The 18721-nt window shown below is 62.5% G+C and carries 12 protein-coding genes and 3 rRNA genes; all 15 read right to left on the bottom strand.

Going from position 1 to position 18721, the window contains the following annotated elements; all coding sequences use genetic code 11:
- Positions 1-10: 10 nt before the first annotated feature.
- On the bottom strand, positions 11-1243 hold the full coding sequence (gene steA / locus CFOUR_RS05495; RefSeq protein WP_101706402.1) for a putative cytokinetic ring protein SteA: 1233 nt from the start codon (positions 1241-1243) through the stop codon (positions 11-13).
- 52 nt (positions 1244-1295) lie between these two features.
- The gene (gene recN, locus CFOUR_RS05490; RefSeq protein ID WP_290180212.1) at positions 1296-3032 is read right to left on the bottom strand and encodes a DNA repair protein RecN; all 1737 of its coding nucleotides are present in this window, start codon (positions 3030-3032) and stop codon (positions 1296-1298) included.
- 30 nt (positions 3033-3062) lie between these two features.
- The gene (locus CFOUR_RS05485) at positions 3063-3983 is read right to left on the bottom strand and encodes an NAD kinase (protein ID WP_085957921.1); all 921 of its coding nucleotides are present in this window, start codon (positions 3981-3983) and stop codon (positions 3063-3065) included.
- Positions 3984-4808 (bottom strand): TlyA family RNA methyltransferase, encoded by an 825-nt coding sequence (locus CFOUR_RS05480; RefSeq protein ID WP_085957920.1) that lies wholly within the window; start codon positions 4806-4808, stop codon positions 3984-3986. It lies immediately after the preceding gene.
- A gap of 24 nt (positions 4809-4832) precedes the next feature.
- The gene (locus CFOUR_RS05475) at positions 4833-5003 is read right to left on the bottom strand and encodes a hypothetical protein (protein WP_179154843.1); all 171 of its coding nucleotides are present in this window, start codon (positions 5001-5003) and stop codon (positions 4833-4835) included.
- 5 nt (positions 5004-5008) lie between these two features.
- The gene (locus CFOUR_RS05470; protein WP_085957918.1) at positions 5009-5992 is read right to left on the bottom strand and encodes an HAD-IIA family hydrolase; all 984 of its coding nucleotides are present in this window, start codon (positions 5990-5992) and stop codon (positions 5009-5011) included.
- Positions 5993-5996: 4 nt separating this feature from the next.
- A complete protein-coding gene (locus CFOUR_RS05465; protein ID WP_230471837.1) occupies positions 5997-6980 on the bottom strand; it encodes a tetratricopeptide repeat protein in 984 nt (327 codons plus the stop codon).
- A gap of 979 nt (positions 6981-7959) precedes the next feature.
- Positions 7960-8077 (bottom strand): 5S ribosomal RNA (gene rrf / locus CFOUR_RS05460).
- 165 nt (positions 8078-8242) lie between these two features.
- Positions 8243-11330 (bottom strand): 23S ribosomal RNA (locus CFOUR_RS05455).
- A gap of 402 nt (positions 11331-11732) precedes the next feature.
- Positions 11733-13250, bottom strand: a 16S ribosomal RNA gene (locus CFOUR_RS05450).
- Together the 16S, 23S and 5S rRNA genes form the textbook arrangement of a ribosomal RNA operon.
- A 624-nt stretch (positions 13251-13874) precedes the next feature.
- The gene (gene tyrS / locus CFOUR_RS05445; protein ID WP_085957915.1) at positions 13875-15137 is read right to left on the bottom strand and encodes a tyrosine--tRNA ligase; all 1263 of its coding nucleotides are present in this window, start codon (positions 15135-15137) and stop codon (positions 13875-13877) included.
- A 9-nt stretch (positions 15138-15146) separates the two neighbouring features.
- Positions 15147-15326 (bottom strand): Trm112 family protein, encoded by a 180-nt coding sequence (locus CFOUR_RS05440; protein WP_085957914.1) that lies wholly within the window; start codon positions 15324-15326, stop codon positions 15147-15149.
- On the bottom strand, positions 15323-15961 hold the full coding sequence (locus CFOUR_RS05435) for a hypothetical protein (RefSeq protein WP_230471836.1): 639 nt from the start codon (positions 15959-15961) through the stop codon (positions 15323-15325). The genes CFOUR_RS05440 and CFOUR_RS05435 overlap by 4 nt, the downstream gene beginning before the upstream one ends.
- Positions 15948-17534, bottom strand: coding sequence for a VWA domain-containing protein (locus tag CFOUR_RS05430; protein ID WP_085957912.1), 1587 nt, complete (start codon positions 17532-17534; stop codon positions 15948-15950). The genes CFOUR_RS05435 and CFOUR_RS05430 overlap by 14 nt, the downstream gene beginning before the upstream one ends.
- Entirely contained in the window at positions 17531-18709 is a 1179-nt protein-coding gene (locus CFOUR_RS05425; protein WP_085957911.1) for a hypothetical protein, read from the bottom strand. The genes CFOUR_RS05430 and CFOUR_RS05425 overlap by 4 nt, the downstream gene beginning before the upstream one ends.
- Positions 18710-18721: the final 12 nt, after the last annotated feature.

Genomic DNA, 18721 nt, shown 5'->3' with positions numbered 1-18721 from the left:
CGCTTCCCTCCTAACTGATCCAGTTGTCGAACCAACCGCGTACCGTCAGCGCGATGGTGTTCCAGGTATCGACAAGGTTGTCGGCGAAATTGCCGGTGCCGTTCAGTCCGGCGATCAGGATCGCGGTTGCGGCGGCCACCAAGATGCCCAAGATGGCCCAGGCCCACGCCACCCCTGCCCCGGAGTCGACGGCGTAGAGGTTGGTAATCACCGTGGAGTCCACGATCTTGCGCCCGGCTTTCAGGCGCGCGAGCAGCGCCGCTGGCTCGGTGGCCGGAGTGCCGGCCGTGTTCGCGGAGTCCGCGAAAATCCGGTCCAGCTCCACCGGCTGGCCCACGGTGACGATCATCTCCGCGTCGTGGAAAGTAGCCAGAAAGATGGCCAAGTCCGTCGGCGAATCAGTCGCGGCCGGGAACGTCATCGCGCCCACGCCCAAATCCTGGATCCGTTCCAGACCGGGAGCGTAGCCGTCCGGCTCAGCCGGCAGGATCACCTTCGCATCCGAGCGCAGGTTTTCCGCTGCGACGTCCTTCGGATCGCCGACGATGATGTCCGGCGCGTACCCCATGTCCGCCAAGGTGTCCGCCGCCGACCCCACGCCGATGACCACCGGCGTGTACTCCTGCATGAAGTTCTTCAGCTCACCCAGGCGCTGGCGCGTGTCCGGCGCGGGAGAGACCACCACGACCTTGCGCTCCGCCATGATGTCGCCCAGCTCCGGGGCGCCGACACCATCGATGAGCAGCGCGGATTCGGAGTGGATGAACTCGATGGTGTTGCCGAAGTAGGCTTCCATGTTCTCGACTAAGCCGCGCTGTGCCTGGCCAAACGTCGCGTCCACTTCGGTGCGCGTGACCGGCTGCGCCTGCCCCGCTACCTTGCGGCCGACGGTGACCTGGCCCGACGGGGAGATCACCGCCTTTTTGCCGTCGCGGATCTTTTCGCGCATTGCCTCACCGGTGGCCTCGAACAGCGGAACGTCGGCGTCGAGAAGCAGATGCGGCCCGAACGTGGGCAGCGCACCTGTGGAATACGGCGCGAGGTTGACCACTGCGGCCGGGCGGTGGGCGATGATCTGCTCCGCCAGGCGGCGCTGCATGTCAGGGGCATCGACAAACACGATGTCGCCCTCGCCGAGCCGGCCCAGGCCCTTGCCCTGCGGAGTGCAGTCGCGCAAGGTGCCGCGCAGCTCGACCGCGGGCGGTTCCTTTGAGGGGTCTACGGCGGAAGGTGCAACAGTCATGGGCCCCATTGTGCAACGGTGACCAGCCTGGATCGGGGAGGCGCGCGGGGGTCTAGCCGCGCAACTGCGCAACCTCCGTCTGCGCGCGCTCGAACAGCTCCGCGGCGTGGGCGCGGCCGGTGTCCGAATCGTCCATGCCGGCCATCATGCGCGCGAGCTCCTCGATGCGGTCCTCGCGCGCTAGAGCGGCAACCCCCGAGGTCACGGCCTCGTCGCCCACGTCCTTGGACACGTGCAGGTGCGTGTCGGCGTAGGCCGCCACCTGCGGCAGGTGGGTCACCACAATGACCTGGTTGCCCGCCGCCAGCCGCGCGAGCCGCCGGCCGATCTCCACCGCTGCGCGACCACCCACACCGGCATCCACCTCGTCGAAAACCAGGGTGGCGCCGCTGGAAGACTCGGACAAGATCACTTCCAGCGCCAGCATCACGCGCGAGAGTTCGCCACCGGATGCGCTGGTGGCAAGCGGTTTCGGCTCCAGCGAGGAGTTCGGCGCCAGCAGGATCTCCACCGCGTCCGCGCCGTCGCGGCCGTACTGTGCCTGCGCGACGTTGACCGTCAGTTGCGCCTTTGGCATGGCCAACCCGTGCAGCTCCTCGGTGACGGCTTTGCCCAGCTTGGCGGCGGCGCTCGTGCGCGCCTTCGTCAGCGCGGCGGCCTTTTTCTTCATCGCCGTTTCCAGTTCAGCCACTTTCGCCCGCAGCTTCTCGACGGCACCTTCGGACGTATCGATCTTGGCCAAGCGCGCGCCCGCCTTCTCGCGCCACGCCACCACTCCGGCCGCATCCGGCGCGTACTTGCGGGTCAACCCTTTGATGTCCTGCTGGCGCTGCAAAAGACGCTCCAGCTCCTCCGGGTCGGACGGCAGGCTGCCGGTGTAGCTGCCCAACTCGGCGGAGACGTCAGAAAGCACGCCGGCGACCTCGCCGAGTCGTGCGCCGAGATCACGCAACTCCTGGTCACTCGCGGCCTCGAGCGCGGCTTGGGCGCGGCCGACCAAGTCGGAGGCCGCCGCCGCTTCCCCGCCGACATCACCAACACCGCCGATACCGTCTGCGCCGTCGATAGCCACGAGCGCAGTTTCCGCTGCCTCGCGCAACGCATCGACGTCCTGCAGGCGGTTGATGGCGGCGACGAGCTCCTCGTCCTCGCCGGTTTGGGGCGAGACCGCGTCAATCTCGTTGACGGCGAATTGCAGGCGATCAACTTCCTGCGCCAGCTCCTGGCGCTTCTCGGTGCGCTCTTTGAGGTCTTTCGCCGCAGCGCGCCACGCTGTGTACACCTCGCGGTAAGCATTAAGCTTCGCGGCGATAGCCGGATCGAAGCGGTCCAGCGCGGCCAGCTGCTGCTCCGGCGCCATCAGGCGCAGCTGGTCGTTTTGGCCGTGGATGGTGAGCAAGTGGCCGGCCATCTCGCTGAGGGTGGCTGCCGGCACCTTGCGCCCGCCGAGGTGCGCGCTCGACCGCCCAGAGGCTTTGACCGACCGCGAAACCAGGTATTCGCCGTTTTCGTCCGCTTCCGCTCCGGCGCCGGCGGCGATGTCCTCCACCGCTTCGCGCACCTCCGCCGGCAGCTCAGCGGTGCCGAAGGCGCCCTCTATCACCGCACCGTCGGACCCGGTGCGCACGCGCGAGGCGTCAGCGCGGCCGCCGGTGAGCAGCCGCAGGCCCGTGACCACCATCGTTTTGCCCGCGCCGGTTTCACCAGTGAGCACGGTCAAGCCGGGCGAGAGCTCAGCCGAAGCGTGGCTGATCACGCCCAGGTTGGAGATAGCGATCTCAGCGAGCAAAGAGGAACCTCCCTGTGTGTCGACGCTTTACTAGGCCCCGCGCGGGCCGCGCCACCCGGAAACCGGGAGCTGGAACTTGTCCACGAGTCTGTCCGTGAACGGCCTGTCGTCCAAGCGTACCCACCGCACCGCGCGAGCGCCCCGCACCACTTCAACGCGGGATCCGGCCGGCACCGTCAGGCGTCGCTGGCCGTCCATGACGGCGGTTGCCTGCGTGGTCAGCCGCTCGGATTCCACCGCCACAGTGGACGTGGGCGCCACCACAAGCGGCTTGGCAAACAACGCGTGTGCGTTGTTCGGCACCACCAGGATCGCGTCCAGCTGCGGCCACATCACCGGCCCGCCGGCGGAAAAGGCATAGGCGGTCGACCCGGTGGGCGTGGAGATGAGCACCCCGTCGCAGCCGAAGGAGGACACCGGGCGGAAGTCCACCTCCAGCGTCGCGTCGAGCACCCGGGTGCGGTCCGAGTTCTCAATGCTGCACTCGTTGAGCGCCCAGCTTTGGCCAAGCACCTCCCCGCTCTCGCTTTTGACGGCCACGTCCAGCGTCATCCGCTCCACGACGCGGTAGGAACGGTCGATGACCTGACCGATCACCTTCTCTAAGCTCGCCGCCTCCCCCTCGGCGAGGAATCCCACGTGCCCCAGGTTGATGCCCAGCACCGGGATGTCTTGTGCGCGGGCGTAGCTGGCGGCTCGCAGGAAGGTCCCGTCGCCGCCGAGGACCAGCACCAGCTCGCAGCCCGCCGCTGCATCCTCGTCGGCTGTCGCGCGCGACAGCCCGCACAGCACCGGGTTGGTCTCGAGTTCGTCCATCCGCTCCTGCTCCAGCAGCCGCACCTTAATGCCGGCCTGCTGCAAGAGCTCCGCGGCCCGCGCCGCCGAGTCGATGTTGGAGGCCCGAAACAGGTGCGGCACGAGCAGGATCTCGCGGTGTGTCGTCTCACCCATCTATTTCGGCCCTTCCTCGATTGCTCGGTTGACCAGCGCGGTCAGTTCAGCGTCGTCAAGCATCTGCGCGCCACCGTCTTTGACCAGCCACAAGAAGTATTCCACGTTGCCGCTCGGGCCTGGCAACGGAGAGGCGGTCACGCCCCGCACGGACAGACCCAGCGTCTGGGCAAAGCGCGCCACGTCCAGCGTGACCTCCGCCCGCAGCTCGGCAGAGCGCACCACGCCGCCGCTGCCGAGGCGGTCCTTGCCCACCTCGAACTGCGGCTTGACCATGGGCAGCATGTCCGCGCCGTCGACCATGCACTCCACAAGCGCAGGCAGCACCAGCTTCAGGGAGATGAAGGACAAGTCGCCCACCATCAGATCCGCGGGCCCGCCCATCATGTCCGGGGTCAGGTTGCGGATGTTCGTGCGGTCCAGCACCCTCACCCGCTCGTCGTTTTGCAGCCGCCACACCAGCTGGCCGTAGCCCACATCCACGGCGACCACTTCGCTCGCGCCACGCGAGAGCAGCACGTCGGTGAACCCACCCGTCGATGCCCCCGCATCCAGAGCCTTTCGCTTAGCGATGACGAGCCCGTCCGCCCCAAACACTTCAAGCGCGCCAAGCAGCTTGTGCGCCCCGCGCGAGGCCCAATCGTCCACGTCCTGCGTGTTGACCTTGATGGATGCGTCCGGCTCCACCACCGTCGCCGGCTTAGTGGCGGTAAACCCGCCCACTTGAACGCGGCCTTCTTTAATCCAGGTCTGCGCCTGCTCGCGCGAACGCGCAATCTTGCGACGGACCAGCTCGGCGTCGAGCCGGGTGCGTTTCGGTGCCACGGCGGTCGAACCTCCTTCGTCTACCTAGTTCTCGGAAAGCGCCTCGTGCAACACGGCGTGCGCGCGCGTGAGTGCATCCACTTCCGCGGCGAGATCATCGGTGGGCTCGGCCAAAATCGCCTCGACGCGCTGGGTGACTTCCTCGGCGCTGACCTTCGCCGCCCGCGGATCGCGGGGAATCGGAGCAGGGCTCATCGCTGTCACCACCACTGCGAGACAGCCGCTTCGGCCGCATCCGACTCTGCCCGTACCTCTGTGGGCGCTTCGGCCGCCTGCCACGCCGCTGCGAGCGCCGTACGCAGTGCCGCCACGCTCGACGCGACAGAATCCCCGCCGGTCAGGACGACCGCGGAGCCGTCGACACGCGCGGCAAAGCCCCCTTGCTCGCCCGGGGTGAGCGTCTCGGGCTCCGCGCTGAGCGCGCGCATATCCGACCCGATGTAGGTCGGGCGGTGCTCCGGAGGCGCCTGCAGCAGCGCATAGGGCCCAGAGACACCAGTGAGCACGTGCAGGGCGGGCATGCGAGCCGCGACACCTCCAGCGATGTCGGTGTCCAACCTGTCGCCCACCGCCAGAGGGCGCCGCAGCCCACGCTGCTTTGCCGCCTGTAAGAACATCGCCGGCTCCGGCTTGCCGGCGGCCTGCGGGGTAACCCCGGTTGCAGAGGTCACCGCGGCGACCATGGAACCGTTGCCCACCATCAGGCCACGTTCCATCGGCAAGGAGGTATCCAGATTCGTGGCCAGGTACTTCGCGCCCCGCTGGATGCTCAGCGCCGCCTCCGACAGTTCGCGCCAGCCGGTGTCGGGATTGTGCCCGTGCAGGACCACCTTCGGCGCATCGTCGGCCGAGTCCGCGAGCCTGTAGCCGGCCCCGGTGACCAGATCGCGCAGGGAGGGAGCGCCGACCACGTACACGGCGTCGCCAGGCTCCAAGTACTGCTCGGCCATGGTCAGCGCCGCCATCGCCGAGGTCAGCACATCGCTCTCCTCCGCCACAAGTTCAATGGCGCGCAACATCTGTGCCACATCCGCCGCGCTCCGAGACGCATTATTGGTCACGTACATCGCCGGCAGCCCGGATGCCGTGATGGACTCGACTGCGTGCTCAATAGCCACGCCTCCAGCCCACACGGTGCCGTCCAGGTCCAGCAGCAGCCCGTCGTGCTCGTCCGCCAGAGTCATCCGGTTAACCCAGCTCAGCGACGCGATCTGCCGCGTCAGTCATACCGTCGACGTCAATCTTTGCCACGTGCTCGAACCACCGCTTCGCCTCGGCCTTCTCGCCGGTGGCCAGGAGTGCATCCGCGTACGCGTAGCACAGCCGCGCCGCCTCGAAGCCCTGAGAATCCAACGACGGGTTCAGCCGCTGCAACTGCGCTACGGCCGAATCGTGCTGTCCAAGGTCGTGCCGCGCACCAGCCAGCACGATTGCCAGCTCGATCTGTCCCGCTTCATCCAGCTCCTTGGCCTCCGGGCTCCGGCCGAGCTCCAGTGCCTTTTCCGGACGACCCAGACCACGCTCGGCATCCGCCATCACAGCCAGCAAACCGGGCCCGCCGGAGATGCGGCGTGCCGCCCTCAGCTCGGAGAGTGCTTCCTTCCACTCCCCGGCGTGGTAAGCGACCACGCCATTTGTCTCACGGACCACTCCGACGCGGCCCGCACGGTTCTTCGCCGCGCGCGCATGCCGCAGCGCGAGCTGCGGGTCGTCGTAGAGGAGGTCGGTCGCCATGAGCATATGCTTTGCGACGCGCTCCGCATTATCCTTCGACAACACCTTCAAATCCTGCAGTACCGAAGGATCCAAATCGGTGACTTCCAGGCCCTGGGGCAGATCCGGCTCCAGCTCCTTCTGCGCCATTCGGTTCTCGCGGAATCCCTCACGGCGCGGGTTGGAGCGGTCATGCCGCACCCCGCCGCGGCCGCCACGGTTGTCCCGGCCGCCACGGTTGTCGCGTCCACCGCGACCGCCATTGCGGCTGCCTTCGCCGTCGCGACCATAGCCGCGGCCCTTGCCTTCGCCCCTCGACGACCCGTAACCGCCACGACCCCCGCGAGACCCCCGGGACTCGCCCCTTCCGTAGCCGCGGGAATCGCGTCCTCCGCGACCTCCGCGTGCATCGCCTTCAGAGGAGCGCTCGTGCGCTCGTCCTTCGTCCACACTTGCCATAGGAGACCTCCGTTTCCAATCTCGACCATTATAGGGAAACCAGCACAGCCCACACACCCGCGCCCCACCCCACCAGCGGCGCCGACGACGCCGCATCAAACCTTGCCTGATCAGGTCGGTTCATCGCAGCCGCCCCCTTGCTAGCGAATGGTAGCGTTGCGGCTTGTTGGGGTGTGGTTGTCCGCATTGCGGAAGTCCGAGCTGTGCTGCAGGGGTGGGCGCGGTTCTGCTTAGCGCCCTGGTGGTCGGGGGTTGTGTTCAGGGGGTTTGCGCATGATTTGACGTTGCGGTGGTTTCCCGGCGGTGTTTTGCCTGGTGGCGATTGAGGTGTGCCAGATCGTGCGCGTTGGAACGTGAGTCGGGTCGGCCCGGTCCGCAAGGGCGGCTGACTCGCAATGGGTGAGTCCGCAATGAGTCAGTCCACAACTGGTAGCCGCCGGGACGATCGCCCAATGTTCCCCGTGGGTGATTGGTTGGCGTGCCCCATTGTTGGTCGGGGTCTCGTTGTCCGCAATGTGGAGTCCGCAGTAGGACGGTCCGCAACGCAACGGCTGCAACGCATCGGTCTCCGCTTCATGGGTCGTGACCAATGATTGGAACCGGTCTACTTGTCCGCAATGTGGAAGCCGGCGTGCGTGGGGGTGTTCGTGTTGGTCGAGTGGTGGAGCTCGAGTTCATCGGTGTGCGCGGGTGTACTCGACGTCCGGTACTCGACTTTCGCCCCACAGGAGGCGTCATGGTGGCTGCGTGTGCTGGCCCCGCGACCTCTGTGGCCCCGTGACAGGTCGTGCCCCGCCGGGTGATGTCGCCCCGGGGTTTTCATGGGTACGCACCAATGATGGGTGGTGGTGTGGTTGTCCGCAATGCGGGGGATCCCCCCATACGCCCTTGTGGGTGACTGGCTGCGCATATGTAAAAGCACCCGCTGTTGGTCTTCGTGGTGGTGATCAACGGCGGGTGCTTTATTGTGAAGTTGTTGGGTCGGCGGTAACCTACTCTCCCACTCCCTCCCGGGGGCAGTACCATCGGCGCGGGCGGGCTTAGCTTCCGGGTTCGGAATGGGACCGGGCGTTTCCCCGCCGCTATCAACCACCGACACACCTTGGGGGGCATGCCTGGGTCGCGTGTGCGACTGGTGTATGCAGTTGTTCGGCCAACCAGCGTGGTGGTTGGTGTGTTGTGTCAGTGACTGCACAGTGGACGCGAGCACAACATTTGTGTTGTGTTTCGTGCGGTGTTTACAACCCTATGTTGGTTGTTTGGTGTTGGTGTTTATTGGTGTATTAGTACCGGTCGCCTCCACACATTGCTGTGCTTCCAGGTCCGGCCTATCAACCCAGTCGTCTTCTGGGAACCTCAAATGAAACCTCATCTTAAAACAGGCTTCCCGCTTAGATGCTTTCAGCGGTTATCCCTCCCGTACGTAGCCAACCAGCCGTGCTCCTGGCGGAACAACTGGCACACTAGAGGTACGTCCGTCCCGGTCCTCTCGTACTAGGGACAGCCTTCTTCAAGTTTCAACGCGCGCGGCGGATAGAGACCGAACTGTCTCACGACGTTCTGAACCCAGCTCGCGTGCCGCTTTAATGGGCGAACAGCCCAACCCTTGGGACCTACTCCAGCCCCAGGATGCGACGAGCCGACATCGAGGTGCCAAACCATCCCGTCGATATGGACTCTTGGGGAAGATCAGCCTGTTATCCCCGGGGTACCTTTTATCCGTTGAGCGACACCACATCCACAAGTAGGTGCCGGATCACTAGTCCCGACTTTCGTCCCTGCTCGACTTGTAAGTCTCGCAGTCAAGCTCCCTTGTGCACTTACACTCTAAACACCTGATTGCCAACCAGGCTGAGGGAACCTTTGGGCGCCTCCGTTACATTTTGGGAGGCAACCGCCCCAGTTAAACTACCCACCAGGCACTGTCCCCAACCCAGATCATGGGCCAAGGTTAGATATCCACTACGGTCAGAGTGGTATTTCAACAACGACTCCACACACACTGGCGTGCATGCTTCCAAGTCTCCCACCTATCCTACACAAACCGCACCGAATGCCAATACCAAGCTATAGTGAAGGTCCCGGGGTCTTTTCGTCCTGCCGCGCGAAACGAGCATCTTTACTCGTACTGCAATTTCACCGGGCCTGTGGTTGAGACAGCAGGGGAGTCGTTACGCCATTCGTGCAGGTCGGAACTTACCCGACAAGGAATTTCGCTACCTTAGGATGGTTATAGTTACCACCGCCGTTTACTGGGGCTTAAATTCTCCGCTTCGGACAAAAGTCCTAACGGGTCCTCTTAACCTTCCAGCACCGGGCAGGCGTCAGTCCGTATACATCAACTTAACCGTCTTCGCACGGACCTGTGTTTTTGATAAACAGTCGCTCCCCTCTCTTCTCTGCGACCCCAACACGCACACCAACCGTATGGAAGGCAACGCGTTGAGGTCCCCCTTCTCCCGAAGTTACGGGGGCATTTTGCCGAGTTCCTTAACCACAGTTCACCCGCTCGCCTGAGTATTTTCTACCTGACCACCTGTGTCGGTTATGGGTACGGGCCGTACACACACATCGCTAGAGGCTTTTCTCGGCAGTCCAGGATCACCAACTTCACCCATTCGGGTTTACGCATCACGCCTCACACTTATGACAGCCGGATTTGACCTAGCTGTCGTGCCACACGCTTGCACCGCAATCCAATCAGCGGCATAGGCTACCTCACTGCGTCACCCCATCACTGACCTACAACGGATCAGGCCCCACGCATCACCACCAACCATCCCACCACAAGGGTGGAACAACGTCGGCGGGTCAGGGTGGTTAGTATCACCGCTTCGATACTGGGCGCGTGCATACGGGTACGGGAATATCAACCCGTTGACCATCGACTACGCCTGTCGGCCTCGCCTTAGGACCCGACTCACCCTGGGAAGACGAACTTGACCCAGGAACCCTTAGTCATCCGGCGGGCAAGATTCTCACTTGCCATTCGTTACTCATGCCTGCATTCTCACTCGCATGCAGTCCACCGCTCCTTCCGGTACGGCTTCACCCCACACACGACGCTCCCCTACCCAAACAAAAAATGTTTGCCGCGGCTTCGGCGGTGTGCTTGAGCCCCACTACATTGTCGGCGCGGAACCACTCGACCAGTGAGCTATTACGCACTCTTTCAAGGATGGCTGCTTCTAAGCCAACCTCCTGGCTGTCTTCGCGATCCCACATCCTTTTCCACTTAGCACACCCTTAGGGGCCTTAACCGGCGATCTGGGCTGTTTCCCTCTCGACTATGAAGCTTATCCCCCACAGTCTCACTGCAATGCAACACTATAAACCGGTATTCGGAGTTTGGCTGACGTCGCTAAGATGATAGTCCCGCTCAACCAACCAGTAGCTCTACCTCCGGCAAGCTCACATCACGCTGCACCTAAATGCATTTCGGGGAGAACCAGCTATCACGGAGTTTGATTGGCCTTTCACCCCTACCCACAGCTCATCCCCTCAGTTTTCAACCTAAGTGGGTTCGCGCCTCCACAACCTCTTACAGCTGCTTCACACTGGCCATGGGTAGATCACCCCGCTTCGGGTCCAGGACATGCCACTTGCCACCCTCTTCGGATTCGCTTTCGCTACGGCTCCCCCACAGGCGGGTTAACCTCGCGACATGCCGCTGACTCGCAGGCTCATTCTTCAAAAGGCACGCCATCACACACGAAAAGGTGCTCTGACGGATTGTAAGCGCATGGTTTCAGGAACTCTTTCACTCCCCTCCCGGGGTACTTTTCACCATTCCCTCACGGTACTTAATTCACTATCGGTCACACTGAGTATTTAGGCTTACCGGGTGGTCCCGGCAGATTCACAGCAGATTCCACGAGCCCGCTGCTACTCGGGGAAAACATAAACAACACAACCACACATGCCTTCACGTACAGGACTCATCACCTACTCCGGTGCACCATCCCAGATGCTTCCGCTGACACGTATAAATCATGCTCACAGTCGACAGCCTGCAAACGTCTACGCCCCACAACACCGCACACGCAACCCCTGTCAGGTATCACACGCACACGGTTTAGCCTCATCCGCTATCGCTCGCCACTACACACGGAATCACAATTGTTTTCTTCTCCTACGGGTACTGAGATGTTTCACTTCCCCGCGTCAACCCCCACACAGACTATGTATTCACCTGCGGGTAACACCACACAACTGATGCTGGGTTTCCCCATTCGGACATCCTCGGATCAACGCTTTGTTGGCAACTCCCCGAGGCATAACGCAGCCTCACACGTCCTTCATCGGCTCAGCATGCCAAGGCATCCACCATACGCCCGTAACAAAACACACGGACACACAAACAATCAAGGTATAAACACCAAAACACAAAAAAGAAAGATACTCGCGTCCACTATACAGTTCTCACACAACACAACCCCACCCCACCAGCGCAAACACAAACATTCACACCAGCAGAAAAGCAGGGCCCAAAAGGACAAACCAATGCTGCCCCAGACACCCAACAGTGCACCAACTACATACTCTCATCACGCAAGCAATCAAGCCCACCAACACCATGCAGCACACACCCACAACCAGGCAGTCCAACCACCAACCACATTCTCGGCCGGCAACCAACCACCCACAGGTGCATGTCCACCCAGTGAACAATATTTAAAACAGTGGCAGTCACACACTCGGCGACTCAACCACCACACACCCACAACTGCGGGCAAACAAAAAACTCCTTAGAAAGGAGGTGATCCAGCCGCACCTTCCGGTACGGCTACCTTGTTACGACTTCGTCCCAATCGCCGATCCCACCTTCGACAGCTCCCATGACAGGCCACTGGCTTCGGGTGTTACCAACTTTCATGACGTGACGGGCGGTGTGTACAAGGCCCGGGAACGTATTCACCGCAGCGTTGCTGATCTGCGATTACTAGCGACTCCGACTTCATGGGGTCGAGTTGCAGACCCCAATCCGAACTACGACCGGCTTTCAGCGATTCGCTCACCCTCACAGGCTCGCACGCGCATTGTACCGACCATTGTAGCATGTGTGAAGCCCTGGACATAAGGGGCATGATGATTTGACGTCATCCCCACCTTCCTCCGAGTTAACCCCGGCAGTCTCTCACGAGTCCCCACCATAACGTGCTGGCAACATAAGACAAGGGTTGCGCTCGTTGCGGGACTTAACCCAACATCTCACGACACGAGCTGACGACAACCATGCACCACCTGTACACCAACCACAAAGGGAAACTACATCTCTGTAGCGATCTGGTGCATGTCAAGCCCAGGTAAGGTTCTTCGCGTTGCATCGAATTAATCCACATGCTCCGCCGCTTGTGCGGGCCCCCGTCAATTCCTTTGAGTTTTAGCCTTGCGGCCGTACTCCCCAGGCGGGGCGCTTAATGCGTTAGCTACGGCACGAACCCCGTGGAAGGGACTCACACCTAGCGCCCACCGTTTACGGCATGGACTACCAGGGTATCTAATCCTGTTCGCTACCCATGCTTTCGCTCCTCAGCGTCAGTTACTGCCCAGAGACCTGCCTTCGCCATCGGTGTTCCTCCTGATATCTGCGCATTCCACCGCTACACCAGGAATTCCAGTCTCCCCTACAGCACTCAAGTTATGCCCGTATCGCCTGCAGTCCCGCAGTTAAGCTGCGGGCTTACACAAACGACGCGACAAACCACCTACGAGCTCTTTACGCCCAGTAATTCCGGACAACGCTCGCACCCTACGTATTACCGCGGCTGCTGGCACGTAGTTAGCCGGTGCTTCTTCTCCAGGTACCGTCACAAAAACGCTTCGTCCCTAGCGAAAGGAGTTTACAACCCGAAGGCCGTCATCCCCCACGCGGCGTCGCTGCATCAGGCTTGCGCCCATTGTGCAATATTCCCCACTGCTGCCTCCCGTAGGAGTCTGGGCCGTATCTCAGTCCCAATGTGGCCGTACACCCTCTCAGGCCGGCTACCCGTCGACGCCTTGGTAGGCCATTACCCCACCAACAAGCTGATAGGCCGCGAGCTCATCCCACACCGAAAAAACTTTCCACCACACCATCCAAGAAGTGGTCCTATCCGGTATTAGACCCAGTTTCCCAGGCTTATCCCGAAGTGCAGGGCAGATCACCCACGTGTTACTCACCCGTTCGCCACTCGAGTACCCAAGCAAGCTTGGGCCTTTCCGTTCGACTTGCATGTGTTAAGCACGCCGCCAGCGTTCATCCTGAGCCAGGATCAAACTCTCCACAAAATATGTTTCAGCAGAAACAGGCCGTGAAAAGCCCAATACCCAACCAAAAACAAACCAAACCAACACCACAAAAAACGCAGCATCAGACTGGCACAATCCAAAAATTACAAAGGTTCAAACCACCGACCCCAACCCGACGGGGCAAAACAGGGCCGATGAAAACATACGTGAAACATGAAAACCACACCCCACGCACACCGAACCAAAACAATGACGCGATCCATCAATGGAATTCAACCACGCCACCACCGGCACACACCCAAACAGGCACACACCACACAGTGCACGAAAAGGCAGGCAAACACACCCACGCAACAAAAGTACATTGGCACACTATCGAGTTCTCAAACAACACCAGCACACCCACCAGCCAGAACCACAACACGATCCCAACCGAACAAGCGGCTTCACAAGAAGCTACACACCGAAGCAACCAAAAGTCAAACCCAAATTCAACTCCCGTTCACCTCAACGGCAACCCCTATTCACTTAAACCATTCCCCCTGACCGACCAAAGCCACTCAGAAGCAACGGATGGATATATAACCACGAACCATAAACCAACACAAACACCCAGGCAGGAAGGGGTTTCCGGCCTGGGTGTAGACGTCGTAAAGCGAATAGCTACACGCGTTTCGCCCCCGCGAAGTTCTTCTTGCCGCGGCGCAGCACGAGCCACTTGCCGTGCAGGAAGTCCTGCTCCGCCGGCGCCCATGCCTCGTCTTGGATGCGAACGTTGTTCACGTAGGCACCACCTTCCTTGATCGAGCGGCGGGCAGCGCCCTTGGAATCGGACAGACCAGCGCCGACCAGCAAATCCACGATGGTTTCCTCGCCGGAGAACTCGTACACCTCGGTCTCTGATACAGCACCAGCCAGGGTCGCCTCGTCCAGGTCCGCGAGTTCTGCGCGACCGAACAACGCCTGGGACGCGAGCTCGACGGCCTCGCGGGCCTCGCCACCGTGCACCAGATCGGTCATCTCCTGCGCCAGGCGGCGTTGCGCCTCTCGCTTGAACGGACGCTCTTCAACCTCAACCGCCAGGCGGTCCAGTTCTTCCTGGTCAAGGAAGGTGAACCAGCGCAGGTAGCGAATCACGTCTGCATCCGCAGTGTTTACGAAGTACTGGTACCAGGTGTACGGGCTGGTCATCTCCGGGTCGAGCCACAGCGAACCGCCGCCGGTGGATTTGCCGAACTTCTTGCCCTCAGAATCCGTCACCAAGGGCACGGTCAACGCGTGGGTCTGCGCCCCGTCGATGCGGCGGTTCAGGTCGACGCCGGCGACGAGGTTGCCCCACTGGTCGCCGCCGCCGATCTGCAGGATGCAGTCGTGTTCGCGACGAAGCTGCACAAAGTCGTTCGCCTGCAGCAGCATGTAGGAAAACTCGGTGTAGGAAATGCCGTCGTTTTCCAGTCGGCGCTTCACGGTCTCGCGGCCCAACATGGTGGACAGCGAGAAGTGCTTGCCAATGTCGCGAAGGAACTCGATGGCGGAGAGGTCCTTCGTCCAGTCGTTGTTGTTGACCAGCTTCGCAGCGTTGTCGCCGTCGAAGTGAACGAAGCGCTTGAGCTGCCCGGAGATGCGCTCCGCCCAGTCCTTGACGGTATCCGCGGAGTTCATGGAGCGCTCCCCCACGTCACGGGGGTCGCCGATCATGCCAGTGGCCCCGCCGGCAAGGACGATCGGGGTGTGGCCCGCCTCCTGGAAGCGGCGCAGCATCAACAGCGGCACGAGGTGTCCGGCGTGCAGCGAAGGGCCGGTCGGGTCGAAACCGCAGTACAAGGTGATCGTGTTTTGCGTTGCCTCGCGGAGGTTGTCCAGGTCGGTGGACTGGTTGATCAGTCCGCGCCAGGTCAGCTCGTCGATGATGTTGGGGGTAGTCATGGTCACTTTCTACTTCGCCGGGGTGTAGGGCTCTGCTTCGTCGATGAGCAGGACCGGGATGCCGTCGTCAATGCGATAGGCGATGCCGAGGCGCTCGTTGACCAGCAGCTGCCGCTCCTGGTCGTACTCCAGCGGGCCCTTGTCCTTGGGGCACGCGAGAACTGCGAGAAGCTTCGGATCAAGACTCATGGTTTCGGATCGTACCCGTTTCCGTCGCGGTAACTGTCGTCGAGTCCGGGCAAGTCCCCCAGCTCCTGGCGCAAGAACTGGGCCTGGGAGTCCATTGCGCGCAGATTGTCGTCGAGAATGCCTTGCCGCACTCGACCGGCCGCGCGCGTGAGCGTGCTCAGCGAATCCACGACCACACGCACCGCGGCGTCGTCGCGGTACTGCGGCGCGTCAAGATACGTATCGACGACCTCCGGGTAGTACACCTGGACCAGGTTCCAAATGGTCTGCCGGTGTTCCGGCGTGGGTTCGAGGTGGTCCCACTCGGCGAGCACGAACCGGACGTTTTCCTCCATCGCCCACGCCTGCGACGAAACCTCTCGCGGGGGCCGAGCCTTGCTGAGTTTGACGGAGGTTTGCCGCAGCGCTTTATCCAGCACCACCTGGGTCGGCTCAGCTGGCGCCGGCGGCAGTTGCTCCGCCTTGCGCGCAGGGGTCAGTGCCGCTCCGGCGCCGTACGCCGCCAGCGCTGCCACCGGCCAGTACAGGCCCAGGCCGACAATGATGTGCAGCACCACCACGAGGATGGCAAGCACTAGCCCCACCTGGTTCTTGCGCGAGGCGAAATACCTGCTCACGGGGTTATTGGAATCCACGGATCTCCTTAAACGCCTGGTCCAAGTCGCCGCCGAGGGCATCGAAGACCTCGCCGCCGGTAAGTTCCGCCAGCTCGCGCATCTCGCTTTCGCTCGCGTCGCCGTACAAGATCACGAACACTGGGATGGACCGTTGCGCGGCCGGCAGCTGCTCGTACTGCTCGCGGAACTGGGAAAAGCGGGGGCCGGCGGTATCTTGCCCGTCGCTGAGCAGGACTATCGACGGGATTCCTCCGGCGGGATCCGTGCTCTTCAACGCCTCAAGCAGTGTCTGGTACATCGCAGTTGAACCGCTCGCGCGCAGCTCATCCACGTACGCGTTCAATTCCGCGGCGCTGGATGGGTCTTCGCGGGAAAAGCGCACTGTGACGGGGTCGTTGGGTCTGCTGTCGAAGGATTGCAGCGAGACGTTTTCCCTGTCACGCAGTGAGACGTCTCCGGTGAGGGTGGACGCGGAGCCGTCGATAAGCGAATGCATGATGGCTTTAAGCGATGCCAGACGCTCGCCTTCCATCGAGCCGGAAGTGTCCAGCACAAACGTCGTGGTGCCGGGCTGGCGGTAGGAGTTGTCGTAGGCGTAAAGCAGCTCGTTGACCACGCCCTCGTTCGCGGGAAACGGCAGCTCGATGACGTGCTGGGCGGCAATTTCCGCAGGCAGGTTGTCCACCGGCGCCACTGGCCTGCGGAACGTTTGCGCAAGCTCTTCTTGGTGCCCGAGCAGCCAGTCTGCAAGCTTTGCGACGCGATCCCGTGCCTGCGCATCGGCCGGCTGCGCGAGAGCGGACAGCGGGTAGTCAGCGGAGATCACGCCGTCGGCGGGCACCACAACCTCAATGGGTTTGCCCTGGTCCCGCAGCTGGTGCAAGGTGGATTCGTAGTTGATAATCGCGTCCGCACGCCCCGGGTCGTTGACAAATGCCTCCGCGAGCCAGCCCGATGATCCGGAGACCATAGACTGCGCCTGGAACAGCTGTGCCAGGCGCGGGCCAACGAGTTCCAAGTCCTGGGCGCTGATGGCGTTGCCTGTGTCCGCCAGCGCAGTGGCAACCGAGACGAGCGCAGAGAACCCGGAGTTTGACGCCTGCGGGTTGGTCATGCCGAAGGTGAACTCGCCCGCTTCCGCGGCCTGGGCGAACTCTGCCCACGTGGGCTGCTTTGAGTCCCAACCGAGGCGCTTCGCGCTTTCCTCCCAGACGCCGAACGCGACGGGGCTGGTGGCTATTTTCGTCTCCCCGTCGAGCTTGTCCGTCGCCCCGATCAGGTTGACGTAGCGATTGGTGGCAAACCAGGTGGCGTCTACTTCCCCGTCGAACTCGCCGCGTTTGAGCGCTTGCGAATTGTCCAAGGTGCCGCCGGGAAACTGCATGTCGATGGAAAACCCGAGGTCCTGCGCCGCGCGTTCGACGAGGCCTTCAAGGTCCTTGAGCTCGGTGGCAGCGACGATGGTCAAATCGGCCTGCTCACCGGGTGCTGCAGTCGAACCTGTGGCATCTTTATCGTCGCTGCCCAGCGAGACGCAGGATGCGAGCGCCAACGTTAAAAGAGCGGCGAGCGCCGCGAAGAGCCGCTTCACTGTTCGTCCCCTTTCGCCGGAGCGGGTGCGCCGGCGTAGCGTTGCCCGACGCTATCGATGAGTTGTTCAAGCCTGTCGTAGGAAGGCGGGTCGATGGAATTGACATAGTCCGCGGGCGCGTCCAGCCCATGGTCTTGCATCTCCTGCGCCAGGCTGCCGGAGTTGGCAGGGCGGAATCCGTGGCGGGCGGCGAGTTGCTGCAGCTGCTCGTCGTTGGCCAGCAGGCGGGCCAGTTCCTTGCCGTTATCGCTGATGCCGACGACACCATGGTTCGCCAGCACGGTCGGGCTCAGGTGCAGCAGGACCATGTCGTCGCGGATGCGCGAGTTTGGTCGCATCTGCTCGCCCAGAAACTGCGACTCGTAGATCATCACCATCGGCGCTGCGCCCATGCCCTGGCTGAGGTAGTCCGCAAACGGCCCGGACGAGGAGGACTCGCTGTAGCCCTGGTTGGTGAAAAACGGGGCGAGTTCGTCGACGAGGAATCCAGTGTCGTTGCCCCGGTCGGGTTCGCGCTGCGCCACCTCCCACGCCAGCAGCGACAGGTACATCGCTGCGGAGTTCGAGGTGCGGATGTCGGTGGAGCGGATTTGCACATTGCGTGGCGACGGGTAGGCCTCGCTCAGGTCGCGCCACCGCTTGCCGGAGCGCGCCAGGTCCATGTACGCGTTCACATCCAGGGTGTATGCGCCGTTTTGTTCGGTCACAACCCCCTCTGCGGCGAGGATATCGGCGATCGGCTTCCAGCTCGCCACCGCCATCGGGGTGAAAAACGGGTACTCCACCGAGTAGCCGCTGCCCTGTTCGCGCACTTTTTGGGTCGCCGGCGCCGAGGACGGGAAGACGAAGTCCTGCTCCGCGGTATCTGTGGTGGTGGCAATCTGGCGGGAACCGGCTGTAGTCACATCCACGCGGTAGCCGAGCTCCGCTAACCGGGCGGTGACGTCCGGGTCCTCGAAGTAGCCGCGTTTTTCGGAGCCGATCACCCCGTGCAGCTGCGTCAGTCTCCCACCGGCGGCGAAATCGGATCCGTCACTGTCCTCGCCGCCGAACGGCAGCAGCATGCCCCGTCCGATGGCCACGGCGGCGAGAACCACCCCAACAAGAATGACGCCAAGCACCACGGAGAGTTTCCGTCCCCGGGGCTTGGCGTCGTGGCTGCTTGGCACGCTCATATCTCACATGCT

The sequence above is a fragment of the Corynebacterium fournieri genome, from assembly GCF_030408775.1.
Taxonomy (GTDB): domain Bacteria; phylum Actinomycetota; class Actinomycetes; order Mycobacteriales; family Mycobacteriaceae; genus Corynebacterium; species Corynebacterium fournieri.
This window is presented reverse-complemented; position numbering and strand designations above follow the sequence as displayed.

Excerpts from the sequence above, each read along its gene's own strand:
- steA (WP_101706402.1), bottom strand. The coding sequence starts at position 1,243 with ATGACTGTTGCACCTTCCGCCGTAGACCCCTCAAAGGAACCGCCCGCG.
- CFOUR_RS05485 (WP_085957921.1), bottom strand. The coding sequence starts at position 3,983 with ATGGGTGAGACGACACACCGCGAGATCCTGCTCGTGCCGCACCTGTTT.
- CFOUR_RS05475 (WP_179154843.1), bottom strand. The coding sequence starts at position 5,003 with ATGAGCCCTGCTCCGATTCCCCGCGATCCGCGGGCGGCGAAGGTCAGC.
- CFOUR_RS05470 (WP_085957918.1), bottom strand. The coding sequence starts at position 5,992 with ATGACTCTGGCGGACGAGCACGACGGGCTGCTGCTGGACCTGGACGGC.
- CFOUR_RS05465 (WP_230471837.1), bottom strand. The coding sequence starts at position 6,980 with ATGGCAAGTGTGGACGAAGGACGAGCGCACGAGCGCTCCTCTGAAGGC.
- tyrS (WP_085957915.1), bottom strand. The coding sequence starts at position 15,137 with ATGACTACCCCCAACATCATCGACGAGCTGACCTGGCGCGGACTGATC.
- CFOUR_RS05440 (WP_085957914.1), bottom strand. The coding sequence starts at position 15,326 with ATGAGTCTTGATCCGAAGCTTCTCGCAGTTCTCGCGTGCCCCAAGGAC.
- CFOUR_RS05425 (WP_085957911.1), bottom strand. The coding sequence starts at position 18,709 with ATGAGCGTGCCAAGCAGCCACGACGCCAAGCCCCGGGGACGGAAACTC.